Source organism: Formosa sp. S-31, assembly GCF_051172795.1.
Classification (GTDB): Bacteria; Bacteroidota; Bacteroidia; order Flavobacteriales; family Flavobacteriaceae; genus Formosa.
Window position 1 is genome coordinate 748,757 of the sequence record NZ_JAENDK010000008.1, and the last position, 24,340, is coordinate 773,096.

At 34.7% G+C, this 24,340-nt stretch carries 19 protein-coding genes; 6 read left to right on the forward strand and 13 right to left on the reverse strand.

Annotated elements, in window-relative coordinates; genetic code table 11:
* The first annotated feature begins 110 nt into the window (after positions 1-110).
* Positions 111-287 (forward strand): twin-arginine translocase TatA/TatE family subunit, encoded by a 177-nt coding sequence (tatA, locus tag I3217_RS12940; protein ID WP_435050182.1) that lies wholly within the window; start codon positions 111-113, stop codon positions 285-287.
* Positions 288-359: 72 nt separating this feature from the next.
* Here tatA and I3217_RS12945 read toward each other — a convergent pair whose 3' ends face one another.
* The 3 genes from I3217_RS12945 to I3217_RS12955 all read right to left on the reverse strand — a co-directional run bounded on the left by I3217_RS12945 (position 360) and on the right by I3217_RS12955 (position 4,305).
* Positions 360-1,343: a DUF4837 family protein gene (locus I3217_RS12945; RefSeq protein WP_435050183.1), complete on the reverse strand. Its 984-nt coding sequence runs from the start codon at positions 1,341-1,343 to the stop codon at positions 360-362.
* A gap of 23 nt (positions 1,344-1,366) precedes the next feature.
* Positions 1,367-3,007, reverse strand: a complete 1,641-nt coding sequence (locus tag I3217_RS12950) for a LysM peptidoglycan-binding domain-containing protein (protein ID WP_435050184.1) — start codon at positions 3,005-3,007, stop codon at positions 1,367-1,369.
* 110 nt (positions 3,008-3,117) lie between these two features.
* Positions 3,118-4,305: a phosphoglycerate kinase gene (locus I3217_RS12955; protein WP_435050185.1), complete on the reverse strand. Its 1,188-nt coding sequence runs from the start codon at positions 4,303-4,305 to the stop codon at positions 3,118-3,120.
* Positions 4,306-4,514: 209 nt separating this feature from the next.
* On the opposite strand from I3217_RS12955, the gene holB reads away from it, so the two are divergent.
* Together holB and I3217_RS12965 are read left to right on the forward strand one after the other, a co-directional pair.
* Positions 4,515-5,666 (forward strand): DNA polymerase III subunit delta', encoded by a 1,152-nt coding sequence (holB, locus tag I3217_RS12960; protein ID WP_435050186.1) that lies wholly within the window; start codon positions 4,515-4,517, stop codon positions 5,664-5,666.
* Positions 5,667-5,673: 7 nt separating this feature from the next.
* On the forward strand, positions 5,674-6,069 hold the full coding sequence (locus I3217_RS12965) for a DoxX family protein (RefSeq protein WP_435050187.1): 396 nt from the start codon (positions 5,674-5,676) through the stop codon (positions 6,067-6,069).
* Between the two features lie 8 nt (positions 6,070-6,077).
* On the opposite strand, the gene I3217_RS12970 is transcribed toward I3217_RS12965, so the two are convergent.
* The 7 genes from I3217_RS12970 to I3217_RS13000 all read right to left on the reverse strand — a co-directional run bounded on the left by I3217_RS12970 (position 6,078) and on the right by I3217_RS13000 (position 16,834).
* Entirely contained in the window at positions 6,078-6,920 is an 843-nt protein-coding gene (locus tag I3217_RS12970) for a DUF4249 domain-containing protein (protein ID WP_435050188.1), read from the reverse strand.
* A gap of 5 nt (positions 6,921-6,925) precedes the next feature.
* Positions 6,926-9,295: a TonB-dependent receptor gene (locus I3217_RS12975; protein ID WP_435050189.1), complete on the reverse strand. Its 2,370-nt coding sequence runs from the start codon at positions 9,293-9,295 to the stop codon at positions 6,926-6,928.
* Positions 9,296-9,428: 133 nt separating this feature from the next.
* Positions 9,429-9,941: an OmpH family outer membrane protein gene (locus I3217_RS12980; protein WP_435050190.1), complete on the reverse strand. Its 513-nt coding sequence runs from the start codon at positions 9,939-9,941 to the stop codon at positions 9,429-9,431.
* Positions 9,942-10,172: 231 nt separating this feature from the next.
* Positions 10,173-11,030, reverse strand: a complete 858-nt coding sequence (locus I3217_RS12985) for a class I SAM-dependent methyltransferase (RefSeq protein WP_435050191.1) — start codon at positions 11,028-11,030, stop codon at positions 10,173-10,175.
* 77 nt (positions 11,031-11,107) lie between these two features.
* Entirely contained in the window at positions 11,108-12,979 is a 1,872-nt protein-coding gene (gene mnmG / locus I3217_RS12990) for a tRNA uridine-5-carboxymethylaminomethyl(34) synthesis enzyme MnmG (RefSeq protein WP_435050192.1), read from the reverse strand.
* A gap of 70 nt (positions 12,980-13,049) precedes the next feature.
* Positions 13,050-13,457: an rRNA maturation RNase YbeY gene (gene ybeY / locus I3217_RS12995; RefSeq protein WP_435050193.1), complete on the reverse strand. Its 408-nt coding sequence runs from the start codon at positions 13,455-13,457 to the stop codon at positions 13,050-13,052.
* A complete protein-coding gene (locus I3217_RS13000; RefSeq protein ID WP_435050194.1) occupies positions 13,454-16,834 on the reverse strand; it encodes a hypothetical protein in 3,381 nt (1,126 codons plus the stop codon). The genes ybeY and I3217_RS13000 overlap by 4 nt, the downstream gene beginning before the upstream one ends.
* 165 nt (positions 16,835-16,999) lie before the next feature.
* Here I3217_RS13000 and gltX point away from each other — a divergent pair, with 165 nt between their 5' ends.
* Positions 17,000-18,511 (forward strand): glutamate--tRNA ligase, encoded by a 1,512-nt coding sequence (gltX, locus tag I3217_RS13005; RefSeq protein WP_435050195.1) that lies wholly within the window; start codon positions 17,000-17,002, stop codon positions 18,509-18,511.
* A gap of 52 nt (positions 18,512-18,563) precedes the next feature.
* Here the strand turns inward: gltX and I3217_RS13010 are convergent, their stop codons facing one another.
* Entirely contained in the window at positions 18,564-20,363 is a 1,800-nt protein-coding gene (locus tag I3217_RS13010) for a T9SS type A sorting domain-containing protein (protein WP_435050196.1), read from the reverse strand.
* A 310-nt stretch (positions 20,364-20,673) separates the two neighbouring features.
* Here I3217_RS13010 and I3217_RS13015 point away from each other — a divergent pair, with 310 nt between their 5' ends.
* Together I3217_RS13015 and I3217_RS13020 are read left to right on the forward strand one after the other, a co-directional pair.
* The gene (locus tag I3217_RS13015) at positions 20,674-21,597 is read left to right on the forward strand and encodes an SPFH domain-containing protein (RefSeq protein ID WP_435050197.1); all 924 of its coding nucleotides are present in this window, start codon (positions 20,674-20,676) and stop codon (positions 21,595-21,597) included.
* 4 nt (positions 21,598-21,601) lie between these two features.
* Positions 21,602-21,919: a heavy metal-binding domain-containing protein gene (locus I3217_RS13020; protein WP_435050198.1), complete on the forward strand. Its 318-nt coding sequence runs from the start codon at positions 21,602-21,604 to the stop codon at positions 21,917-21,919.
* 73 nt (positions 21,920-21,992) lie between these two features.
* Here I3217_RS13020 and I3217_RS13025 read toward each other — a convergent pair whose 3' ends face one another.
* Positions 21,993-22,202 carry a hypothetical protein gene (locus I3217_RS13025; protein WP_435050199.1) on the reverse strand — a complete coding sequence of 70 codons (210 nt, stop codon included), beginning with the start codon at positions 22,200-22,202 and terminating at the stop codon, positions 21,993-21,995.
* A gap of 105 nt (positions 22,203-22,307) precedes the next feature.
* Complete coding sequence (locus tag I3217_RS13030) at positions 22,308-24,317, reverse strand: glutamine--tRNA ligase/YqeY domain fusion protein (RefSeq protein ID WP_435050200.1); 2,010 nt, start codon at positions 24,315-24,317, stop codon at positions 22,308-22,310.
* Between the last annotated feature and the right edge of the window lie 23 nt (positions 24,318-24,340).

Sequence of the window (24,340 nt, forward strand, 5' to 3'; positions counted from 1 at the left end):
CAAAATTAAATAATTTTATATCACTAAGCCTTCAAGTTTACTTAAAGTTGATATGAAAACGGTTATATTAAAGTTTAATTATTACCTTTGTAACTTAAACATTTAATAGTATGATTTCTTTAGGAATATTTTTAGTTATTGGAGCCTGGCAATATATTATAATTGCGCTAGCCATTTTATTATTATTTGGCGGTAAGAAAATACCAGAACTTATGAAGGGGCTTGGTAGCGGTATTAAAGAGTTTAAAGATGCTACCAAAGAAGACGAGAAAGATAAAAAAGAATAAATTTTATATCCCTTAATATAAAAAAGCCAACTAAAATTGTTGGCTTTTTTTATGCGATTTAAATAAGAATATTTATTCTATTTTAACCGATTTCATTATAGCATCCAGTTCAAAAACATAATCACGTTTAGAAACTGAAGGAGCAAAGGTGAATCCTTCAATAACAACTAATCGGTTATTAGCTTTATCTTCTATCATATAGTTTACAAATGGACCGGACATAAAAGCATTTTTAACATCCCAGATTCCTTTCGTTTCAACCGTCGGTTTATCATCTATGGTTGTATGAAATAAATACGGTGCATAAGCCTTTTCTGTAATCATATAGGTGCCTTCTGTTGGTCCCGGAATATGTACTTGCCCGATAGAATCTCTAATTTTAATAATTTGATTTACCAGGCTATCATTATGCTTTAAGGCATTAAGCGGCAACTCATAAATCATGATATTCTGAGTACCTGTTGTAATATCCTTTCTCAACCAAAAAAACTTTCCTTCGTGTTTGGCTATTCTATAAGCACTGGGTACGTTTAACTTAAGTCCTAAATCGGATTCAAGTCCTTCTATTTTTAAAGGAGATAAATTTATTCTACGCTGTTTTTCTTTTAATTCCTCATTTTTAAAGGCTTCGATAATTTTTTGCTGATTAGCTTCTAACTGCGAAATAATCTCTGAATCTGATGTCCCGGAAACTAAAACCACTCTTTGCGGTAATGCAAATACGTTTTTAGCTATTTTAACACCTGCTTCTTTATTTGGTCCTTCCTCTATTTTTAATACCGTTCTGTTTTTAGTAGCAAAACCAGAGAATACCTGTGGTGGTATCTGGTTTAACGCAAATAATGGCTCGTCTTGCGGCAACCCATCTACTGGAGAAGCTAATACATTTCTAATCGCTTCACCCACATTGCCCTGCCATAATTCATTACTTACTACTACAGATAAGTTATTAATATTACCCGAAGATTCCGGTAATAAGGATTGTGGTGATTGATTTCCACCATTACAGCTGCTTAATAGCACAACAGCCGAAAGAAAAAAGAAAATTTTACGCATAATAGTTTAGTTTTTAAAAAGATTTATCCCTTAAATAATTTTAAGGTCATTCCCGGTTTTAAATTACTACCACTAATATCGTTCCAATCTTTTATATTTTGAACAGAAATTCCAGAATGTTTTTGTGCAATGCTCCATAAAGAGTCACCTTTTTTAACAACATAATGTTTTTCTTCCCCAGATTCTGATGATTTTGAAGCTGATGAAGACGCTAGCGATGTGTTTTGTTTTGACGCTACTACATTTGCATTTCGAGGATAAATCGTTAAACGTTGCCCAATTCTTAAATTATTACTGCGTAAGCCATTCCATTGTTTAATCTGGCTCACCCTAACTCCAAATTTTCGGGCTATACGTCCCAGATAATCACCCGAACGCACGGTATATCTTGTTTTAGATTCCGATTCGAAAAACTGAGGTAATGGTTTTTCACGCTTGTCAAATTCAGCCTTAGCAAAAGCGTAAATCAACTCTTCATTAGCCACAAACGGACCAATGGCATGAACCGGTAAACGCAACGTATAATTTTCATCTTTTATGTATGGGATGATATCCAGTTTATACGACGGATTTAAAAACTGAAGCTCTTCTATTGCTACTCCTGTAACTTCAGAAACCTGATCTAAAGTGATCATTTGTTTCACATGAAGCGTATCAGTTTCCATGTAAGCAAACTCAGGCTTTGCTTTACTGAACCCTAATTCTTCAGCATTTTCAAAAATATACATGGTTGCCAAAAACGCAGGTAAATAACCTGCGGTTTCCCTTGGTAAAAACATTCTTATATTCCAGTAATTTTCATACCCCCCAGAACGTCTTATCGCTTTTGTAACATTTCCTGGTCCGGAGTTATATGCAGCTAAAGCCAGATCCCAGTCGCCAAAAATTTCGTAAAGTTTTGATAGATATTTTGCAGCAGCTTCTGTCGATTTTAAAGGATCGCTTCGTTCATCAACATAACTACTTACATCCAAACCATATAATTTTCCTGTAGAAAACATAAACTGCCAAAGACCTGTAGCTCCCACTCTCGATTTTGCTCTTGGCTTTAATGCAGACTCTACAATCGCCAGATACTTAATTTCTAAAGGTAAATCGTAATTATCGAGTTCGCGTTCGAACATAGGAAAGTAATACTCACTTAGCATCATAAGCTTTTGTAAAGTCTTACGACGATTTTTTAAATACGATTTAATAACACTTTCCAGAGAAGGATTATATGCCACATTAAAAGGCGTCTTCGCATCTAATTCGAGTAAACGTTTTTTAAGAGTATCCGTGTTTAACTCCGGATACTCTATATCTTCAAACGTTAGTTCTGCCACCGATTCATAAATCGTGTCGTATAAGGTATTACTGTATAATTCTTCAAGCCATTGCTTATCTATCGCAGCCGTATAGGCATGGTCCTGAATGTTTTTTACACTTAAAGAATCTACTACAGGTTTAATACTTTCGGGTTTATAATAGGTCTGACCATCTATAATGGTATCTATCACATATTTTTCTCCCGAAACTAATTCATCTTCTAATAATCGTTTTGATTGTACTTGTTCTACTTTTAACGAGTCTTGGGCCTTTACAGCCAAAGAATCCTGCGCAAAAGACACACTTACATGTAGCATGGCCACACCTAATGTGAAAATACTCAGTCGCTTCTTCATTTATTAACCATTTGGGGTATTAACGTCCTCGCGGCTAAATTCGTGTTTTTAAACTGAAAAAGAAAGTTAAAGTTATAAAACTCTTGTATTTACGTTATTAAAATGTTGTTTTAGCTTAAAATAGCTGCAATTCCAGGTAAAGTTTTTCCTTCCAAACTTTCTAACATAGCACCTCCACCTGTACTTACATAACTCACTTTTTCTTCGAAACCAAATTGTTTTACAGCAGCAACAGAATCTCCTCCTCCAACTAAAGAAAAGGCTCCCGCTTTAGTAGCATCTGCAATAGCATCTCCTAACGCAATTGTTCCTTTAGCAAAGGTTGGTAATTCGAACACGCCTAATGGTCCGTTCCATAAAATGGTTTTAGATTCCATTACAACCTTTTTAAAGTTTTCTATAGATTTTGGTCCGGCATCTAAACCTTGCCATCCATCAGGAATAGCCGTAACATCCACAATCTGAGTTTCGGCATCGTTACTAAATGCATTTGCAGCAACTACATCTACAGGAATATGCACCTTAACACCTTTTTCCTTAGCCTGTTTTAAAATATCCAGAGCCAAATCCATTTTATCATCTTCACAAATAGAATCTCCTACTTGGCCCCCTTGAGCTTTTATAAAAGTAAAGGTCATACCTCCACCTATAATCAAGTGATCCACCTTGTCTAAAATATTTTCGATAATGGTAATTTTCGAAGATACTTTTGCTCCTCCTAAAACCGCTAAAACAGGTTTTTCTCCAGTTTCCATAACTTTTTTAATACTATCGATTTCCTGAGCTAATAAATATCCGAAGCATTTATTTTCAGGGAAAAACTGTGCTACAATAGTTGTTGAAGCATGTGCTCTGTGAGCAGTACCAAAAGCATCATTTACATAAATATCTCCAAGTTTTGCAAGTTGTTCAGAAAAACCTAAATCACCTTTGGTTTCTTCACCGTGATAACGTAAGTTTTCCAATAATAAAACTTCTCCCGGTTGTAAGTTTTTCGCAGCTTCTTCAGCTACAGGTCCTACACATTCTGGAACAAATTTTACGGTTACACCAATAATTTCAGAAACTTCATCTACAATATGCTTTAAAGAAAACTCATCCTGAACGCCTTTTGGACGACCTAAATGCGACATTAAAATACAACTTCCCCCATCTTCCAAAACCTTAATAATTGTTGGTTTTGCAGAAACGATTCTCGTGTTATCTGTTACATTAAAATTTTCGTCTAACGGCACATTAAAATCGACTCTGATTAATGCCTTTTTATTTTCAAAATTGAAATCGTTAAGGGTTTTCATCTTTAATTTATTTCTTGTTATTACTACAAATGTAAGTAATAAAATAGAGGTAAAAAATGAGTTTTTTCACGAAAACGTTTTCTATTTTAAAAGAATTTTAAAAAACCCGTTAATTATTTAAATTATTGCATTTTAACCTAAAATCAACTTCAAACAAACTAAACAGCAATTCCATAATGGTTTCTCAAAAAAATATATAGTTTTGCGCTATGCTTTTTAAGGATATTTTAGGTCAGGATCATATAAAAAACCATTTAACACAAAGTGTCGATAATGGTCGTATTCCTCACGCGCAATTATTTGTTGGTCCGGAAGGTTGCGGAACCTTGCCGATGGCTATTGCTTACGCGCAATATATTTTGTGTAAAAACTCAGGTGGAGAGAATAATACCGGAAATGAATCCTGCAATATAAAATTCAAAAACCTTTCGCATCCCGATTTACATTTTGCCTTTCCTGTAACGACTACCGGAAGTGTAAAATCTCACCCAGTGTCCAGTTTATTTTTAACCGAATGGCGCCAGTTACTAAAAGAACAACCATACGGAAATTTGTTTGACTGGTATAAAGTTTTAGGCGTAGAAAACAAACAAGGCCAGATAGGTGTAGATGAAGCTCAGGACATCGTAAAAGCCTTGTCTTTAAAAGCCTATGAAGGCGGTTATAAGGTTATGATTATATGGATGGCCGAAAAAATGAATGCCGCAGCAGCCAACAAACTCTTAAAGCTTATTGAAGAACCGCCAAGCAAAACCATATTTATTCTTATTGCCGAAGAAGAACAAAACATATTAAACACCATTAGATCGCGTTGCCAGATTTTACATTTTCCAGTGCTGTCAGAAAACGTTGTTAAAACTGCTTTAATGCAGACTTACGACTTAAACGAATCTGAGGCTCAAAAAATAGCCCATCAAGCTAACGGAAATTACAATAAGGCCTGTGATCTGGTATATCACGATTCAGAAGACTCTCAATTTGAAGACTGGTTTGTTATGTGGGTTAGAAGCGCTTTTAAAGCGAAAGGAAACAAAGCTGCCATTCACGATATTATTACCTGGAGTGAAGACATCGCTAAAAACGGACGGGAAATACAAAAGCAATTTTTACACTTTTGTATGGACTTTTTCAGACAGGCCTTGCTATTAAATTATGGTGCTACCGATTTAGTTTATCTGGAACCCAAAACCGGATTTAAGCTGGAAAAATTTGCTCCGTTCGTGCACAACGGCAATATTTTAGATATTTACGATGCGCTACAAGATGCCATTTATCATATAGAACGCAACGGAAATTCAAAAATAATATTAACCGATCTTTCCATAAAACTAACGCGATTATTACACGCAAAACAATCTTAGTTAATCCGTGAAAACTCTTTTAGAACATAGTGCCGAAATCCTGATTCTTATCTTCTTATTCATCACGTTCTTTATGAGTTTTTTAGATAAGATTACCGATTGGAATGGCAACATATTGTTTTTAAAAGATTATTTTTCAAAAACCTTTATACATAAATTTATCCCTACTATACTGGTTAAAATTGTAATCTTAGAAGCCATAACCGCTATTTTTTGCGTACTGGGCCTATATCAGATTATTAGTTACGGAACCACATTTTTTGCCTTAATAGCCAGCATTTTATCCTGTATCATTTTACTGGTATTTTTATTAGGGCAGCGTATAGCCAAAGATTTCGACGGCGCACGAAACATTACAATTTATTTTATTGCAGCAGTCTTTGCCGTATTTCTATTTCAGTAATCTAAGACTTAATTTTCATCTGTAAAGGTATACGTCCTTTTATCTGTTTCGGTAACTCTAAAATAGCCGTAAGCATAATTTTCAGGATTGGTTTCATTTATACAATTTCCTCGAATCTCTACAGGAGGTGGAGCAAATGGATTGCCACTTAACTGGCTGTTAAGTAATTTAATATAATTGTAATATCGTTCGGAAACATTATACAAATTGATATCGACAACATCGCCAGGTTGAAACTCATCTTCCTCGTCGTCTCCATTTTTCTCAAAAAACAAATGCACTTCATTTCCGTTCAAAAATTCATCCGATACATCCATTAAAGAAGGAAAATCATCAGATTGATCCTGATATTTCAAAACATAAAAATTGGTTTCCTCTGCAGGATCGTTAAAATACACATTAACCTCCAATACATCAGAAAAAATACCACCATCTTTCGATTGAAACACCTGTGTTATCGGCGTTGTCGGTAACAACGTTTCGGTAGCTGTATAAACTTCTCCTTCATAAACCACAGTCAAAGTATAAGTTTCACCTAAAACAGCATCAAAACCAGTTGTAGTATACGTGCCATCGTTATTATCGGTGAATTCAAAAATTGTATTATCACTCTGCTTAGCAACCTGTACCTGTGCACCAGTTACAGCATTTGGTACGTCCAGTTCAAAATACGGTGTAGTGGTACTTAATTTTATTGTTTGTGTTTGGCCGGAAGTCCCTTTTAACCAGTCCAATGAAGCTTCAATAACTAATCTCGGTTCAGCAGTTGGAACTTCTACATCTACAACATCGGTACACGAGACACTTAAACTAAAAATGAATATAACAGCTAAAAATTTATAAAGTTTCATTAGGCTTAAAATTTAAAATTATACGTAACAGATGGCACAATACCGAATATTGCTGTTCGGGTGGCTTCATTAACCCCGGTTTCGAGGTTTTGACCAAAGGAAATAGAAGCTGCATTTTTTCGATTATAAACATTATAAATACTAAATACCCACTCGCCTTTCCATTTGGCATCAGGTTTATAATTAGGTTTAAAAGTAGCAGCTAAATCCAAGCGATTGTAAGCCGGTAATCTATTGGTATTTCTCCCCTGATAATTCGCTATAGACAAACCTTCATATTCGTACTGGCCCACTGGATAGGTTACCGGCCGACCGGTTTGAAAAATAAAATTTCCACTAAAACTCCATTTATCAGTAAACTTATAATTTCCTGTAAGTGAAATATCATGAGTTCGGTCGTAAGCTGTACTATACCATTCTCCCCTATTTATACCTGGACCACCAGCCTTCCCGCCTTCAGTTTTCTGTTCAGATTTTGATAAGGTGTACGCCAGCCAACCCGTAAATTTTCCTTTATTTTTTCGGAACAAAAATTCCAGACCATAAGCCCGGGATTCTCCGTTTAGTATTACGGTTTCAATCGTATTATTCGCTATTAAAGTAGCGCCATCTATATAATCTATTCTATTATCTACAGTTTTAAAATACCCTTCTGTTTCAATAGAATATGCCCCATTTAAAATATCTTTAAAATACCCTAAAGCATATTGATTTGCTAACTGAGGCTTAACAAATGGTCCACTTGGAGTCCATACATCCAAAGGTGTGGCATTAGCTGTGTTAGATAATAAATGCAAATACTGCGCAACTTTAGAGTACCCGAGTTTAAGTGAGGAATTTTCATTAATTTGATACGACAAACCTAAACGGGGTTCGAAATTAGAAAAGGTAGATATACTTTTACTCTTTTTATAATCTACTTCTCCTGTTACCGTCCCGGCTTCATAAATCTCCAGTTCTTCGTTATAAACCACCGGCTGATCATTTAAATAAGTTGAAAGTGTCTGCCCACCCAGACGATTAAACATACTATATCTAAAACCTAATTGCAGATTTAATTTATCAGATAATTTATGTTCGGCATTCAGATAAATTCCACTTTCCAAAGCTCGTTTTTTATCTAAAAACTCTTCATTTATTGCTGAAGTTTCATCGGTTGGTCTTACTTCACCCGGATTAAAATTATAAGTAATTGCACTTAAACCGAAATCTAAAGTTGTGCGATTATTTAGGTAATATTTAAAATCGTATTTCGCATTAAAATTTTTGATACTGGAAATCCAGTCCAGTCCAATAAATCCTAGCTCCAGACCATAATTGTAGTTTCCGTAAATAAAAGACAGATTAGAAAACAGCTTCTCATTAAATACATGATTCCAGCGTAAATTAAATGTACTGTTACCATAGCTATTCTTAAAAGCTTCATCGAAATTCAAAATATCACGTCCAAAATATCCGGATAAATACAGGCGGTTATTCTGGTTGATTTCGTAATTCCCTTTAACATTAAAATCGTAAAAATATGCCGTGTTATTCTGGTCTGCCAGTTTTAAGAATAAATGCGCATAAGACGACCTCCCGGCCACAATAAATGACCCTTTATTTTTAAACAAAGGACCTTCGGCAGCAAGTCGACTTGAAATAAGACCAATTCCGCCAGTTAAATCAAAGTTTTTACTATTACCATCTTTTTGTCGAATATCCAGTACAGACGACACTCTACCACCGTAATTTGAAGGAATATTCCCCTTATACAACTTCATATCTTTAACCACATCGGCATTAAATACCGAAAAGAAACCAAATAAATGCGACTCATTAAAAATGATAGCTTCATCCAGTAACACTAAATTCTGATCGGTTGCACCTCCTCGTACGTTAAAACCATTTGCGCCTTCACCATTATTAGTAACTCCCGGTAGTAACTGAATAGATTTTACAACATCTACCTCACCTAATACCGCAGGAATCTGCTTTATAGTAGCACTTTTTATTACCGCCACACTCATTTGCGGATCACGAATATTCGCTTTTTCAGTTTCCTCGGCTGTTATTACAACTTCATCCAGTGTTGTGGTGTCTTCCTGAAGCTCGAAGGAGAACGACTTATTTTCATTTAATTCAATCTCTTTTTTTATGGTTATATACCCCAGATAAGAAACAACTAAAGTGTAATTCCCTTTTGGAGCAGAAAGCGAATAAAATCCATAAGCATTGGTAATTCCTCCAATAGAAGAGTTCTCTAAAAATACAGATGCACCAAAAACAGACTCACCATTTGCAAAATCCTTAATCGTACCACTAATTGTAAAATTTTCCTGGGCTTGCAACAACACAGAAAAGAATAAAAAACAAATACTAAGTTTTAACTTCATAAGTTGATTTATAAATATTCCGTTTAATTAATTAGAATCTAATTCTAAAAATTATTTGAAATTTATTAGATGTAAAACACAAAAAAAGCCAGATGTAAAAAACAAATGGCTCAATTTTATTTTTCAAGTAATTTTACTTTTTATAAGCGTCGTTAAGCGCTTTAATTAAATCTTCGGTAATATCTTCAGACGCCTTACCATACATTACACTTCCGGCTTCGTTACTTCCCAAGATAAAATCGTAATTATGAGATTCTCCGTATTTATTTACGAATTTTCTTACTTTAGTAATTAAAGAATCTATTTCGACCTGACTTTGATTCGCAATTTGCTGCTCTGTCATTTGAATTTGTTGCTGCAACATTTGTTGTTTACGGCCCAGTTCCTGATAGCGTTGTTGCGCTTTGTCCTGAGACATTTTTGAAGCTTCAGATTGAAATTCCTGATATTCGGCCTGAAAACTCTGAACCAAACTATCTGTTCTTTTATTCGAAGCTTCTATCTGCAATTTATATTTTTCCTCTACGTCAATTTTTTCCTGATATGCGTTTACTAATTTAGAATTATCTACAAAACCGATTTTTTGAGATTGCTGACAAGAAGCCAAAGTAATTAATGTAATTACTAATACTGATATTTTTTTCATGTGCTTTTTAAAATTAATTTATAGAAGCAAAAATAGAAAAGTAACCAGCATTTATTTTACGAAAAGGTTAAAATCCAATAAATTATTAATTTTTATATTTAAAACAATTTCAATAAATAAAATTTATTAAAAACGAGTCGTTTTAAAGCGATTTAAGAGGGTTTTAAAAATCCAGCTACAAAACCCTTGTAATTTAAATTTAAAAACAAATAACAAGCTTAAATAACGAATTTACTTCTTTTTTGCGATATAAATTAACGATGAGTACTCTCCTGTACGTCTCGCCTTAATATTTGACACCAACCCTACCTTAAATGCATTAAAAACATTCATAACTCCTGATTTATATTTTTCTGATAGCAGACTAACATAAAACGAATCAAAAAACATAGGAAGTGTTTTTTCAAAAGAAAAATTAGTTTTCACCAACAGACGTTTTACTCCGTTTTGAGAAAAATGCCATAAATGTCTCGGAACATCATATGCAGCCCAAAACGATTTATAATACTTAGCATCGTAACTTTTAAAATTTGGCACAGCAACAACCAAATATCCATTTGGTTTTAAAAGGGCGTTATATAATTTCAGCTGTTCTTCCAAATCAGGTAAATGTTCTAAAACATGCCATAAGGTAATTACATCAAAAGATTCCGATTGCAATGTGTTTTCAGAAGCAACATTAAATATCTGCTTTCCCAATTTTTCCGAAGCTAAAGATCTTGCACCGGTATCTGGTTCCACACCCCAGACATTCCAATTTTGTTTTTTGGCTTCAACCAAAAAATCTCCGGTTCCACAACCTACATCTAAAAGTTTTTTTTCTTCAGAAGCAAAATCATTAATTAATCTTAATTTATTCTTTAACGCATTTTGTTTTACAAGATGATAAACTTTCTCAAAAAGATTTCGCTTGGCATCGGTATGCGAAATATAATCTTCACTTAAATAATACTTCCCCAACTCTCCTACTTCAGGTTGTGGAGTTGTAATTAAAATATCAGATTCTTTATTATAAATTAAATCGAATTGTTCCCCAGAAACGGAATGATCTTTACACGAAATATAAATTGCTTGTGATTTTTGAGGCATAAATTGTTAAGGAAAACCAGTTTGTTTTAATAAAAAATAGAAAACAATTTATAACGTTCCACGTGGAACGTTATAAATTATCGACCCATATAAACGAGTAAAACAGAAATATCATTAGGAGAAACACCACTAATACGAGAAGCCTGTGAAATACTAGTAGGCTGAATTTTCTTTAACTTCTCACGCGCCTCGAAACTCATAGATTTAATTTTTGAATAATCGAAATTAGAAGGAATTCGAATATCTTCTAATCGATTTAATTTATCAGCATTATTTTTCTCCTTTTCTATATACCCAGAATACTTAACCTGAATTTCTGTTTGCTCAATTATTTCACGATCCAAATCATGTTCCAATATATACTGCTCTACAGCTTCTATCTTTCTAACGTCATCCATTTCGATATTTGGACGCGCAAAAATTTTAAATAGTTTACCGGATTGATTCACTAAAGCCGATTCCTTTTCTTCCAAAACAGGATTTATCTCTTCAGGTTTAACACTGGTATCTTTAAAAAATTGAACAAAATTTTCAGACTTACTATGCTTTTCTTCCATACGACTCAAGCGTCCTTCAGATGCTAAACCTATCTTATATCCTTTAGGTGTTAATCTAAAATCTGCATTATCCTGACGCAACAAGGTTCTATATTCAGCACGAGAAGTAAACATTCTATAAGGCTCTTCAGTCCCCTTAGTTATTAAATCATCTATTAAAACACCAATATACGCTTCATTACGTTTTAAAATAAACTCTTCCTTTTCCTGAACTTTTAAACTCGCATTGATACCCGCCATTAAACCTTGCGACGCCGCTTCTTCATAACCCGTAGTTCCGTTAATCTGCCCAGCAAAATACAAGCCTTCCACAAGCTTTGTTTCTAAAGTATGCTTTAACTGTGTAGGTGGAAAATAATCATATTCTATAGCGTAACCAGGTCTAAAAAATTTCACGTTTTCAAATCCCACAACAGAACGCAAAGCTTTAAACTGAACATCCTCCGGTAGGGAGGTAGAAAAACCATTTACATACACCTCACAGGTATTCCAACCTTCAGGTTCTACGAATAACTGGTGACGATCCTTATCTGCAAAACGGTTAATTTTATCCTCGATAGACGGACAATAACGCGGCCCTAAACTTTTAATCCTTCCATTAAACATAGGCGATCTATCAAAACCTTCACGTAACAAATCATGCACCAAAGTACTGGTGTATGTCATATAACACGACCGCTGATTCGTTAAGGGTTTTGTAACATTGGAATACGAAAATTTCTCCGGATTTTCATCACCTGGTTGTTCTATCATTTTAGAATAATCTAAAGAACGACCATCAACACGCGGCGGTGTTCCTGTTTTCATTCTTCCAGAAGAAAACCCCAAATCAACCAACTGTTCGGTAATTCCAGTAGCCGCTTTTTCACCAGCTCTACCTCCACCAAAATTTTTATCACCGATATGAATTAATCCATTTAAAAAAGTTCCATTCGTCAAAACAACAGAACGGCCTCGAACCTCAACTCCAAGCGAAGTTTTAACACCAACTACTTTAGTTCCTTCAATTATTAATCCAGATACCATCTCCTGGTAAAAATCCAAATTAGGAGTATTTTCAAGCATCATTCTCCAATCCTCAGCAAAACGCATACGATCACTTTGCACACGCGGACTCCACATTGCCGGTCCTTTCGATTTATTTAACATCTTAAATTGAATAGCAGAAGTATCACTAACTATACCACTATATCCACCAAGCGCATCTATTTCACGAACAATCTGCCCCTTGGCTATTCCACCCATAGCAGGGTTACAAGACATCTGAGCAATGTTCTGCAAATTCATAGTAATAAGCAAGGTACTACTCCCCATATTTGCAGCAGCAGCAGCAGCTTCACTCCCCGCATGTCCAGCCCCGACTACAATAACATCATATACTTTATCAAACATTTTAAAGCCTGTTTAATTATCTAAACTTAATATGTTCCACGTGGAACATTACGTGTTTTAGCGTTAGTTTTTAAATTTTACTAAGATAATAATCTTCCTTAGCACGCATAGTTTTAGCATCCTCGTCGGTTTTATCCTTATAGCCACAATAGTGTAAAATACCGTGAATAATAACCCGATTCAATTCAGTAAAAAAATCAGTATTATAATCCTTTGCATTATCCTGAACCCGTTCTATAGAAATATAAATATCACCATGAAGTTCGCTTCCGACCGAATAATCAAAACTAATTATATCCGTTAAGGTATCATGATCCAGAAATTCTACATTTAATTTATGTAAGTACTCATCGTCACAAAAAATATAATTAATCTCCCCTTCCTTACAATTTTCCTCAGAAATCGTGCCAGTTATCCACTGAGAAATCCCCTCCTCATCAGTTAACTCAAACTTTGTTTCGTAATTGAATTCTATCATTCTACTGCATTAAAATACTGTTGCACTTTTAATTTAAAATTTTGCTGCAAAGGTAGGATTTGTCTATTTAATATTTCAGTAGTATTAAAATATTGTTTTACTGTATTCAAAATTTCATTTGTACTATTAGAAAACTGTTTAAAATTAGACTCTGATTGTCTCTTAGTATCCATATTTTGCTGAAATGCCGCCTGCTCTAATTTTAATAACTGATGTTCAAAATTCAACATTTTAGCCTTTGACTGCTCAGTAATACCATGATTCAATAAGTCCATTTCCACAGATTCCATATTACGCAACAACTGCTGTCCTTCTTTTACTAAACCCAATTCCTTTAATTTATCCTCCAACTGATTTCGCAATTCCTGTTGCCTTTGGTAAATACCATATAACTCTCCATTCATCTGCTCTGAATCCTGTTTTAGGCCAGTGTCAGATTCCTTTTGCCCCTTATCCCCACCACGAGAATTACGTTTATTATTTCCACCATCACCTTGTTCGCCTTCCTCTTTCCCAAAAGTTTTTTTACCCTCCGATTGATTTCCTTCAGACATTTGTTTATTCAATTCCTGTTGGGAAACTATTATATCCTGCAACTGCATTTCTCCTTTTCCACTTTGCTTACTCTTACTACCCTGTGAGGAAGCCGAAGCCTGTGCCTGTAATTGATCCTGCATATTTTCAAGTATATTACTTAAAAAATCCGCCAGTGTGTTTGTAGCTGTTAACACATAATGCTGAGAAGACACACCTTGATAAATGCGATTTTCGGAAAATTCATCCAAAGCTTTATCGATATTAAAATACACATTAGAAATTTCTGTATTAACCTGTTCAGATAACATAGGCTGTCTAAGCGATAAAGAAAACAAACTATCATCTACATGTTCAAAATATTCCCGTAATTCATATTGGTTCCTTAAAAAAGAAGCATACTTATTATGATTAACTTCTATGCCATTAAATTGATTCATTAATTGTTCTTCATCAAAGGAAAATACCAACAGATTATCTAAAATTTGACGAAGCATTTCAGCATCTTCCTGTAATTGTTCACCACCACCCATTTGCATAGCCTCTTGCATTTGAGCACTCATTTGCTTCATTTTCTGCCCAGCCTTCTTTTGATCTTGTTTAGCCCCATTACTCCCCTGCTCATTATTCTGACTATTTTGTTTAGCGTCCTGTTCAAGCTTTTCTTTAGCATCTTCCTGAAGTTTATCTATACTTTGTTCCTCATTTGTGTCACGAGGGATAGACATAGGTTTCTTTAATGCTTTATTTTGCTTAGAAAGTGAATCTAAATCTTTAGTAAAATCATCGAATTTTTTATTAAGAACTTCTTGCTTCTCAGAAGAGTTTTCATTCCTGTTTTCATTAGACTGTTTCAATTGTTCATTGGCTAATTGCTCTAAATCCTGTTGCAGTTTTTCCAGTTTTTTAGCAACATAAAAACGTTTGGTTAACTCTAATAACTGCTCTAAACTACGCTTCTGATTTTTATTTTGTTTAGCTAATTCTTCTAGTTTTTGAGATAATTCTTCACTATTAATTTTATCCTGTAATTCCTCTAGTTCCTTTAATAATTCCTCATCCTTTTCCAACTGAGCTTCGTTTTGCTCCAAACGTTTATTCAACTGATCTTTTAACGGATCATCCGCCTCGGTTTCAAATTCCTTTAAATTATTCTGGAAGGATTTATTGTATTGCTTCATTAACTGCTCCTGTTGAGACTGACGTTTCAATACATCTTCCAACTTCTTTTTATCATTAAAACTTAAATTATGCTTTGCTCTTTGTGCCTTAAACAACTCCTCAAGTTGTTCTTCATTGGCCTCGAATTGTTCTAAAGATTTATTTAAACCTTGAATACTCTCCTGCTGATTTTGAAGTTGCTTATCTTCCTTCTCCCCCTTAGTTAAAACTTTATACTGAAATATTTCACTTTTAGTGCGCTTAAAATTATGCAGCACATCATTGTCGGAAACTTCAAAATACATACTATAACTTGCCCCTTCCTCCAACACAATATCGTTTGGAAAAATGCTTAAAAACTGATCAACATTAGTTTTGGAAATTGGCAAAGGGACAGACTTTTTATCTGTTTCATCCGCCATTTTATAATACACCAGATTCAATTTATGCAACCCATAATCATCGCTCACATTCCCTTTAAAATACATCGTATTAAGATCTACCGAATCCTTAGCCATTTCGACAATAATTTCCGGATACTGATCTTTTATAACATCCAGCGAAAAATTTAAATTTTCGAAATTTTCCAAGGCAGCATTACTTGTATTAATCGCATAATGTAAAGAATTAAAAACCTTTTTAGTCGTTTTAAAATTTGTTCCCGTTCTGAAAAATAAAACCGTATCCGTAGACACCAAAGAAACACGATCGGTGGCCTTTGTATTTAAAATCCATGTTATCTTTGTCCCTTCGGGTACTACAGCATTACCCGTACTTTTTAAAACTTCATCTGTCTTTTGTGTATACGCAGGATAATCCAGAACCATTTCAAAACCCAGTAAAGTTGGTACCTCAACAAGCTTTAAAGTATAACTTTTGGAACGCACACCATTGGCCTGCAATTGAAACGAAATATCTGAAACAGGATTAGCAAATACATATTCAAATCCACCCAAAGCCGTTGGTTGAAGAATATAAGTTTCCTCGTTAAAACTTATCTCTACCTGTTCGGGAACAACTGTTCCAACGGTTTTAACCAATAATTTAAAATCCCTGTGCTCCAGCGTCTGTAAACTATCGTTTATTACAAAAAACTGAAACGGTGCAGGCGGTTCGTAGGCCGTTCTGTAATCTACAACACGTTTATAACTATCTGTAAACCAATTAATTTTACCTAATACTAAAACAATTAAAACGATTACAACAGGAATAAGAGCATATTTTACATACTTAATATTCCGATTAAAATTAACAGCCAATTTAAAAGGCACAGGACTTAATTCTCTGGCTTTCTGATTAATACTAGCCAATAAAAGCTCAGACTGATCCTTATCCCTACTAAGCTGTAAAACATTTAATAATTTATCATTTACCTCTGGAAAGTGTTTACCAATAATAACCGACGCCTGCTCGTAATTTATCCCTTTCTGCAGTTTAAACAATCGGGTTAACGGAATACACAGGAATTTTACAAACAATACAAATTCAACCGTAATAAATAGCCAGAATAAAACAGCCCGTGCTACAGAATTCAACCAAAGAAAATGCTCCACTAAAAGTGTTACTATAAAATACAAAAGCCCGATAGCAAAAAATAAAAGACTCCCTTTTATAAGTTCATTCACGTAATAACGCCTTATAAATGCTTCAAGCTTTTCAACTATAATTTTAAAATTATCCAAAGTAATAACCGTTTAACTCACTAATCTACAACAATAATTTTACTCTTTAATATCCGAATTTTGTAACATTCTGTTAAAGTGGATACTATAAAAATCGTAACTCTTTTACGAAAGTTTTCATCTTAACACATATCCCTGTATCTTTGCAAACCTAAACTAAAAAACATGACTAAAAATGTTCGTGTGCGATTCGCACCAAGCCCAACAGGACCACTACATATTGGTGGTGTACGTACAGCTTTATTCAATTATTTATTTGCTAAAAAACATAACGGTACTTTTGTTTTACGAATAGAAGATACCGACCAAAACAGATATGTAGAAGGTGCGGAAGACTATATTGTTAATGCCTTAAATTGGTGTAATATTCCTTTTGATGAAGGACCAGGAAAAAATGAAAAATTCGGGCCTTACAGACAAAGTGAGCGCAAAGCATTATATAAAACTTATGCTGAGCAATTAATTACAACTGGGCATGCTTACTATGCATTCGATACTGCCGAATCTTTAGATTTTCACAGAAAAGATCATGAAGAAAAAGGCAAAACATTTATTTATAACTGGCATAACCGCTTAAAATTAGACAATTCTTTATCGCTTTCAACAGAAGAAGTTCAGGCTAAACTAGATGCCGGTGAAGATTATGTTATTCGTTTTAAATCGCCACAGGATGAAACGCTGCATTTAAAAGATATGGTTAGAGGTGATATAAAAATTGATACTAATATTTTAGATGATAAGGTGCTTTTTAAAAGTGATGGCATGCCAACCTATCACCTGGCGAATATTGTAGACGACCATTTAATGGAAATTACACATGTTATTCGAGGCGAAGAATGGTTACCTTCTCTGGCTCTCCATTATCAATTATATCAGGCTTTTGGTTGGGAGGCTCCTGAATTTGCTCATCTGCCTTTAATTTTAAAACCTACCGGAAAAGGAAAATTAAGTAAACGCGATGGCGATAAATTAGGTTTTCCTGTATTTCCGTTAGAATGGACAGATCCACAAACAAAAGATGTTTCCAGAGGCTATAAAGAAGACGGCTATTTTGCCGAAGCTGTCATTAATTTCTTGGCATTTTTAGGCTGGAACCCAGGAACGGAACAGGAATTATTTTCTTTAGAAGAACTTGTTGAAGCGTTCGATATTAACAGGGTAAATAAAGCTGGTGCACGTTTCGATCCGGATAAAATAAAATGGTTTAACCACCATTACATGCAGGAGCAAAACAACGATGAGCTCGCAGAAGCCTTTAAAGCCAGCTGCGAAAAATTAAAAGATATCGATGTAAATTACGTGGCCATGGCTGTTAATTTAATTAAGGAACGTGCTACGTTTGTTAACGATCTTTGGGATTTAAGTCATTTCTTTTTTGAAGGACCAAAAACTTACGATGAAAAAGCTTATAAAAAGGCCGTAAAAGAAGACACCAGAGAGCTTTTAAGTGAAGTGGCGACACTTATTAACACTATTGAAGATTACACCGAAGAAAATCTTCAAAACAACATTAAATCGTGGATTACATCTAAAGAAATAGGATTTGGAAAAGTTATGATGCCACTGCGTTTAGCATTGGTAGGTGCTTTACAAGGTCCTGATGTTTTCGACATCATGTTTATGATAGGGAAACAAGAATCCATTAACAGAATAGAACAGTTGGCAACAACCATATAAACAAAAAGGAGCAGTATACTGCTCCTTTTTTATTTTATAATTTCCTTAAAACTTACTGTTTTATAAACTTCATTACGTTAGATACACCTTTAAAACCAACCAGATACATACCTTTGGAAAGATTGGATACATTTATTGTATTATTGCTCGCGTTTATATTTTTACGCAGTACAACTTGTCCCATAACGTTATAAATAGCAATCTCCTGATCGTCTGATAGGTTTTTAAATGCAATCGTCTCACTCGCCGGATTAGGATAAATTATTAGTCGTGAAACTTCTAAATCGGCCACCTCTAAACGTGCACATTGCTGTTCTGGTAAATTATAACCCGTTGCGTTAAAAATATCGGTAACCGTGGTAATATCGTTACACCCTAATCCCATATCTATCCCCGCCTGTCTGATAGCTAAAGCGGCTTCGGCCTGATTGGTTTCAGAAGTCGTCATTGACAAGCCTTCAAGTACCATTTTATCGGTAGTTTCTTTACCCAGTACCTCCCAGATTTTCATTAAGGCAGTTGCAAATATTTGTCCGTCCTTATGCACTTTTCCCGTAAGACCTTCCGGATATACAGCCTCATAATTGGTTACCCGACCACTCCAGAATTCATTATGACCGTCCCACTTAAATAAATTATTATACGATTTACTACTTCTGGAACTATTATTCTTTTGTAACCCCCTGCTATAAGATTGCGCCCAGTAATCACCAAAACCTTCACTTAAACCTTCTTTTTGAGAAATACTACTTTGTATTAACCATTCGTGTATTCCATGCCCCAGTTCATGAACTATTACATCGGCATCTTCACCATCATCTACCCCACCGGTTCCAAATTTTAAAATACCACCACCATAAGATGAATTATCGGCTCCGTTAAAAGCATGCGGATCGAAAAGGATTATCCCGTTATTAAACATAGATTGTAATGGAATTCCAAGCGTTTCATTAATGTATCTCATATTTCTATCGATATGATAGTACACGTTCACAGCTTCAAAACCATCCTCATCTCTGGAAAAGTTAAATACAGGGCTGGTTTGCTCGAATAATCCGGTTTCAGGGTTCTGAATTTCCTTGATTTCAGAATATTTACCCTTTAATTTATACACCCCGTTTTCGCTGTTTGCTATGGTAAACGTTACTTGGCTTCTGGCGTTATTTAAAGCATCGTTGGTTTCATCATTATTATCCATATACAATCCACCATATTCATTACCGCTGGCCGATAAAGGATCCGGATTAAAAATCATACCCTGTGCTTCTACCTCTTTATCCTTTTCATTGTTATCGCCGCTGGCATGATGATAATGAGCAATATCTTTAGTACTTATAATTTCAGAAGTTTTCGCATCTACCAGCGTTTCCCAATACCCGTTTAAGGTTTTGGAATTTGTGGTAATACGATACACTAACCTTGTTGATTCCTCATCTTTATAAACATATAATTTAGAATCCATTTGAGTAATTGTACCTTCTATATTTAAAGCTTTAGCAGCTAAACTAACTGCCTCTTTCTCATTAATATTTGGCGTAGTATTTATAGCGGATACATTTTTTTTATAAGTTCCGGAGTGAAATGTTACTTCGCTATCTGGAGATAAGTGAACGGAAAGATTAACACCGTAAACAGGTACATTATTTACATATTGTCCGTAACGAAATGTTTCACCAGAAGCTCCCGAAGTATTCGTTTCATGTTTTAATACTGAAGCCGATCTTTGAGTTTGAAGTTCTTTAAAATGATTAGTTAACCAGGTAGTCGCAACCGACTCGTTTTTGGTTTGAGAAAAGGTAAATTGGGTACAAAATATTGACAGTCCCACCAGAGGTAAAATCCTGCGAATCATAACTGTAGATTTGATTAATAGCTACTCAAATATATTGTAATCGCTAAAAAAACTTTAAATCTGCCGTTATAAAACGTTGAATTGAAAAATTTAAAGGGTGAATGAAAAATGAAATGCTTTTAATCTATAAAATGTGCCGTTTAATTTTATGTAAAACCATAAATTTTAAGGTTTTATGTAACGAATACCATAGTTTTTTATACTAATAACATATAAAAATTCATAAAAATCGCAGGGAATTAAACCTCGAAATGAAAAAATAAAGAAGTAATTTTAATTACGATAAAGTCTAACCTAAAAACACAGTACCATGTCAATTATTTTAATGCCCTTTTTATTCCTGGCTATAGTTATATTAATAACAGCCCTTTTTACAGTAAAACAACAATCTGCAGCTATTATTGAGCGCTTTGGAAAATTTCAATCTATAAGACAATCCGGTTTACAAATAAAAATACCATTAATAGATCGCGTGGCCGGACGCTTAAGTTTAAAAATTCAGCAATTAGATGTGATAGTGGAAACTAAAACACTGGACGATGTATTTGTACGTTTAAAAATATCTGTTCAGTTTAAAGTAATTAAAGACAAAGTTTACGATGCATTTTATAAACTGGATTATCCACACGACCAGATTACATCCTATGTATTCGACGTGGTACGTGCCGAAGTTCCTAAAATGAAATTAGATGACGTATTTGTTAAAAAAGACGATATCGCCATAGCTGTAAAAACAGAACTAAACGATGCCATGCTGGATTACGGCTACGACATCATTAAAACGCTTGTAACAGACATTGATCCTGATGCACAGGTGAAGGCAGCTATGAACAGAATTAACGCCTCAGAACGCGAGAAAATCGCTGCACAATTTGAAGGTGATGCACAACGCATTTTAATTGTTGAAAAAGCAAAAGCCGAAGCCGAAAGTAAACGTTTACAGGGTCAGGGTATCGCCGACCAGCGTCGAGAAATTGCCCGAGGTCTGGAAGAATCTGTAGAAGTTTTAAATCGAGTGGGTATAAATTCGCAGGAAGCCTCTGCACTAATCGTTGTAACGCAACATTACGATACATTACAATCTTTAGGTGAAGAAACGAACAGTAACCTAATTCTTTTACCGAATGCACCTCAAGTAGGTAGCAACATGTTAAATGATATGGTAGCCAGTTTTACAGCAAGTAATCAAATTGGTGAAGCCATGAAACAAGCCCGTAATACACCTAAAAAATAATAGTATGATTATATCTACAACACCCAAGCTGGAAACTCATAAAATAAGCGCATATCTGGGCATTGTTACAGGTGAAACCATTATTGGAGCAAATGTGTTTAAAGATTTTTTTGCCGGAATTAGGGACATTGTTGGTGGAAGATCCGGCTCTTACGAAAAAGTATTACGCGAAGCTAAAGATCTGGCTCTAAAAGAAATGGAACAGCGTGCTAAACAAATTGGAGCTGATGCTATCGTTGGCGTAGATCTCGATTATGAAACTGTTGGGCCTAATGGCGGAATGTTAATGGTTACCGCTTCGGGAACAGCTGTAAAATTATAATACTACGATAACGACGAAAAAGTGCCGTGTTAAAATTAAATTTAAAACGGCACTTTTTATTTAAAACTATAAGTTATAAACCTTCTTCGGCCTTGTAGCGTTCCAAAATATCTTTAAGTCCCTGTAAATAGCCTTCCAGTTCTTCAATATTTACGTTTGGATGTTCTTGATTGGGAATCGTAATTGGATTCTCATCGAGATAGCGATATACTTCAGGATAATCGTTTTCTATCATCAACATAAACTGAGATATTTCACTTAAAAGTTTATCTGTAGATTTCATCTTAATAATTTTTAGTTAAGATATTGAAAACCTATATTTTATAAAAAAAATAAACCCTTAAAACGTTGTTAAAAGGGTTTACTAAATGTTTATGTAAAACGAAATTTAAATCGCCTTTGCAGCCTCTACAAGTAAATCGTTAGAATCTGAAAGTCCTTTATCTATAAACTCATCAATTTCGGCATTACGCTGTAAGCCATTTTCTAACAATACTTTTAAAACCAAGGTAGCGGCAATACGCGTACCTACTTTTTTAGCTGCCGTACCAAATAAAGGTTCCAACTCATGATAAGACACATTTTTAGCTAATTCCAGAATATCTGCTTTAACCTTTTCCTGTTTTGCTTCAGGTAAATTTGTGTATTTTTTACCTAATTGCTGAATAATATCTATAGCCTTACGCTCTGGTAAATGTTGTTTTGGTTTATTTTGTTGCTGTTGTGGCCTTTCTTTTGGTACTGCTTTAGCCCATGAATCTCGCAATCCAACGGTTTTATTAAATACCAGTTTTTCTGCTGTAGCATCATCATCTACATTAAAATAGCCTAGACGTTGAAACTGAAAACGGTCGCCTGTTTTTGCTTCCTGTAAACTAGGTTCTACATATGCCGTTACTATTTTTAAAGATTCCGGATTTAGAAACTCCATAAAATCCTTCTCTGCATGACTGTCTGGTGCTTCGTCTAAAAATAAACGATCGTATTCTCTAACTTCTGCCTTTACCGCATGTTTTATAGAAACCCAGTGTAAAGTACCTTTAACTTTCTTTGACGTATCTTCTGAATAAGTACAATGTATTTCTAAAATCTCACCATTAGCATCCTTTACAACATCTTCAGCCTTTATGATATAAGCATTTTTCAGACGTACTTCTCCACCTAATTTAAGTCTGAAAAACTTACTGTTTGCCTCTTCTTTAAAATCGTCCTTCTCGATATAAATTTCTCTTGAAAAGGGCACTTTTCTAAAACCAGCGCTATCATCTTCCGGATTATTTTCAGCATCAAACCACTCTTCTTTTCCTTCAGGATAATTGGTAATTACAACTTTTACAGGATCCAGAACAGCCATTACACGAGGTGCTGTTTTATTTAAATCTTCACGAATACAAAATTCCAGTAAAGACACGTCAATCACATTTTCGCGTTTAGCAACCCCAACAGTTTCTACGAACTTTCTAATAGCTGCAGGCGTATATCCGCGACGACGTAAACCAGAAATTGTAGGCATACGCGGATCATCCCATCCATTTACCACACCGTCTTCTACCAGTTTTAGTAATTTACGCTTACTCATAATGGTATAGCTTAAATTTAAACGCGCAAATTCACGCTGTTTTGGTAACATAGGTAATTCCTTTTCTGAATATTGAAACACATTATGTTTAAACCAGTTATAAAGCTCCCTGTGTGGCTTAAATTCTAAAGAACATAAAGAATGTGATACCTGTTCTATATAATCACTTTCACCATGTGTCCAGTCGTACATTGGGTAAATACACCAATCGTTTCCGGTACGGTGATGTGCTTTCTTTAAAATACGATACATAATAGGATCGCGCATTAACATATTAGGATGCGCCATATCTATTTTAGCTCTTAAAACATGCTCCCCTTCATTAAATTCTCCGGCTTTCATTCTGTTAAATAAATCCAGGTTTTCTTCAATGGTTCTGTTACGATACGGCCCATCTACTCCAGGCTGAGTTGGTGTTCCTTTTTGTTCGGCCATAGCTTCGGAAGATTGCGAATCGACATAAGCTTTACCATCTTTTATTAACTGAATCGTCCAATCAAACAATTGCTGAAAATAATCTGATGAGTACACTTCCTTATCCCACTGGTATCCTAACCAAGAAACATCGCGCTTAATGGCATCAACGTATTCCTGTTCTTCCTTAACCGGATTGGTATCATCAAATCGAAGATTTACAGGAGCATTATAGCGCTCCCCTAGTCCAAAACTAATACCGATAGCTTTGGTATGCCCAATGTGTAAATATCCATTAGGTTCTGGCGGAAAACGAAATCGCAGATTATCCTGAGCTAATCCTTCTTTTAAATCGTTTTCCACTATATGTTCTATAAAATTTAGAGATTTAGTTTCTTCAGACATATGTTAAAAAATACCTTTTTAAA

What these genes read in the sequence shown, in the direction of transcription:
- tatA (WP_435050182.1), top strand. Translation starts at nt 111, where the DNA reads ATGATTTCTTTAGGAATATTTTTAGTTATTGGAGCCTGGCAATATATT.
- I3217_RS12945 (WP_435050183.1), bottom strand. Translation starts at nt 1,343, where the DNA reads ATGCGTAAAATTTTCTTTTTTCTTTCGGCTGTTGTGCTATTAAGCAGC.
- I3217_RS12950 (WP_435050184.1), bottom strand. Translation starts at nt 3,007, where the DNA reads ATGAAGAAGCGACTGAGTATTTTCACATTAGGTGTGGCCATGCTACAT.
- I3217_RS12955 (WP_435050185.1), bottom strand. Translation starts at nt 4,305, where the DNA reads ATGAAAACCCTTAACGATTTCAATTTTGAAAATAAAAAGGCATTAATC.
- holB (WP_435050186.1), top strand. Translation starts at nt 4,515, where the DNA reads ATGCTTTTTAAGGATATTTTAGGTCAGGATCATATAAAAAACCATTTA.
- I3217_RS12970 (WP_435050188.1), bottom strand. Translation starts at nt 6,920, where the DNA reads ATGAAACTTTATAAATTTTTAGCTGTTATATTCATTTTTAGTTTAAGT.
- I3217_RS12975 (WP_435050189.1), bottom strand. Translation starts at nt 9,295, where the DNA reads ATGAAGTTAAAACTTAGTATTTGTTTTTTATTCTTTTCTGTGTTGTTG.
- I3217_RS12980 (WP_435050190.1), bottom strand. Translation starts at nt 9,941, where the DNA reads ATGAAAAAAATATCAGTATTAGTAATTACATTAATTACTTTGGCTTCT.
- I3217_RS12985 (WP_435050191.1), bottom strand. Translation starts at nt 11,030, where the DNA reads ATGCCTCAAAAATCACAAGCAATTTATATTTCGTGTAAAGATCATTCC.
- mnmG (WP_435050192.1), bottom strand. Translation starts at nt 12,979, where the DNA reads ATGTTTGATAAAGTATATGATGTTATTGTAGTCGGGGCTGGACATGCG.
- ybeY (WP_435050193.1), bottom strand. Translation starts at nt 13,457, where the DNA reads ATGATAGAATTCAATTACGAAACAAAGTTTGAGTTAACTGATGAGGAG.
- gltX (WP_435050195.1), top strand. Translation starts at nt 17,000, where the DNA reads ATGACTAAAAATGTTCGTGTGCGATTCGCACCAAGCCCAACAGGACCA.
- I3217_RS13010 (WP_435050196.1), bottom strand. Translation starts at nt 20,363, where the DNA reads ATGATTCGCAGGATTTTACCTCTGGTGGGACTGTCAATATTTTGTACC.
- I3217_RS13015 (WP_435050197.1), top strand. Translation starts at nt 20,674, where the DNA reads ATGTCAATTATTTTAATGCCCTTTTTATTCCTGGCTATAGTTATATTA.
- I3217_RS13020 (WP_435050198.1), top strand. Translation starts at nt 21,602, where the DNA reads ATGATTATATCTACAACACCCAAGCTGGAAACTCATAAAATAAGCGCA.
- I3217_RS13025 (WP_435050199.1), bottom strand. Translation starts at nt 22,202, where the DNA reads ATGAAATCTACAGATAAACTTTTAAGTGAAATATCTCAGTTTATGTTG.
- I3217_RS13030 (WP_435050200.1), bottom strand. Translation starts at nt 24,317, where the DNA reads ATGTCTGAAGAAACTAAATCTCTAAATTTTATAGAACATATAGTGGAA.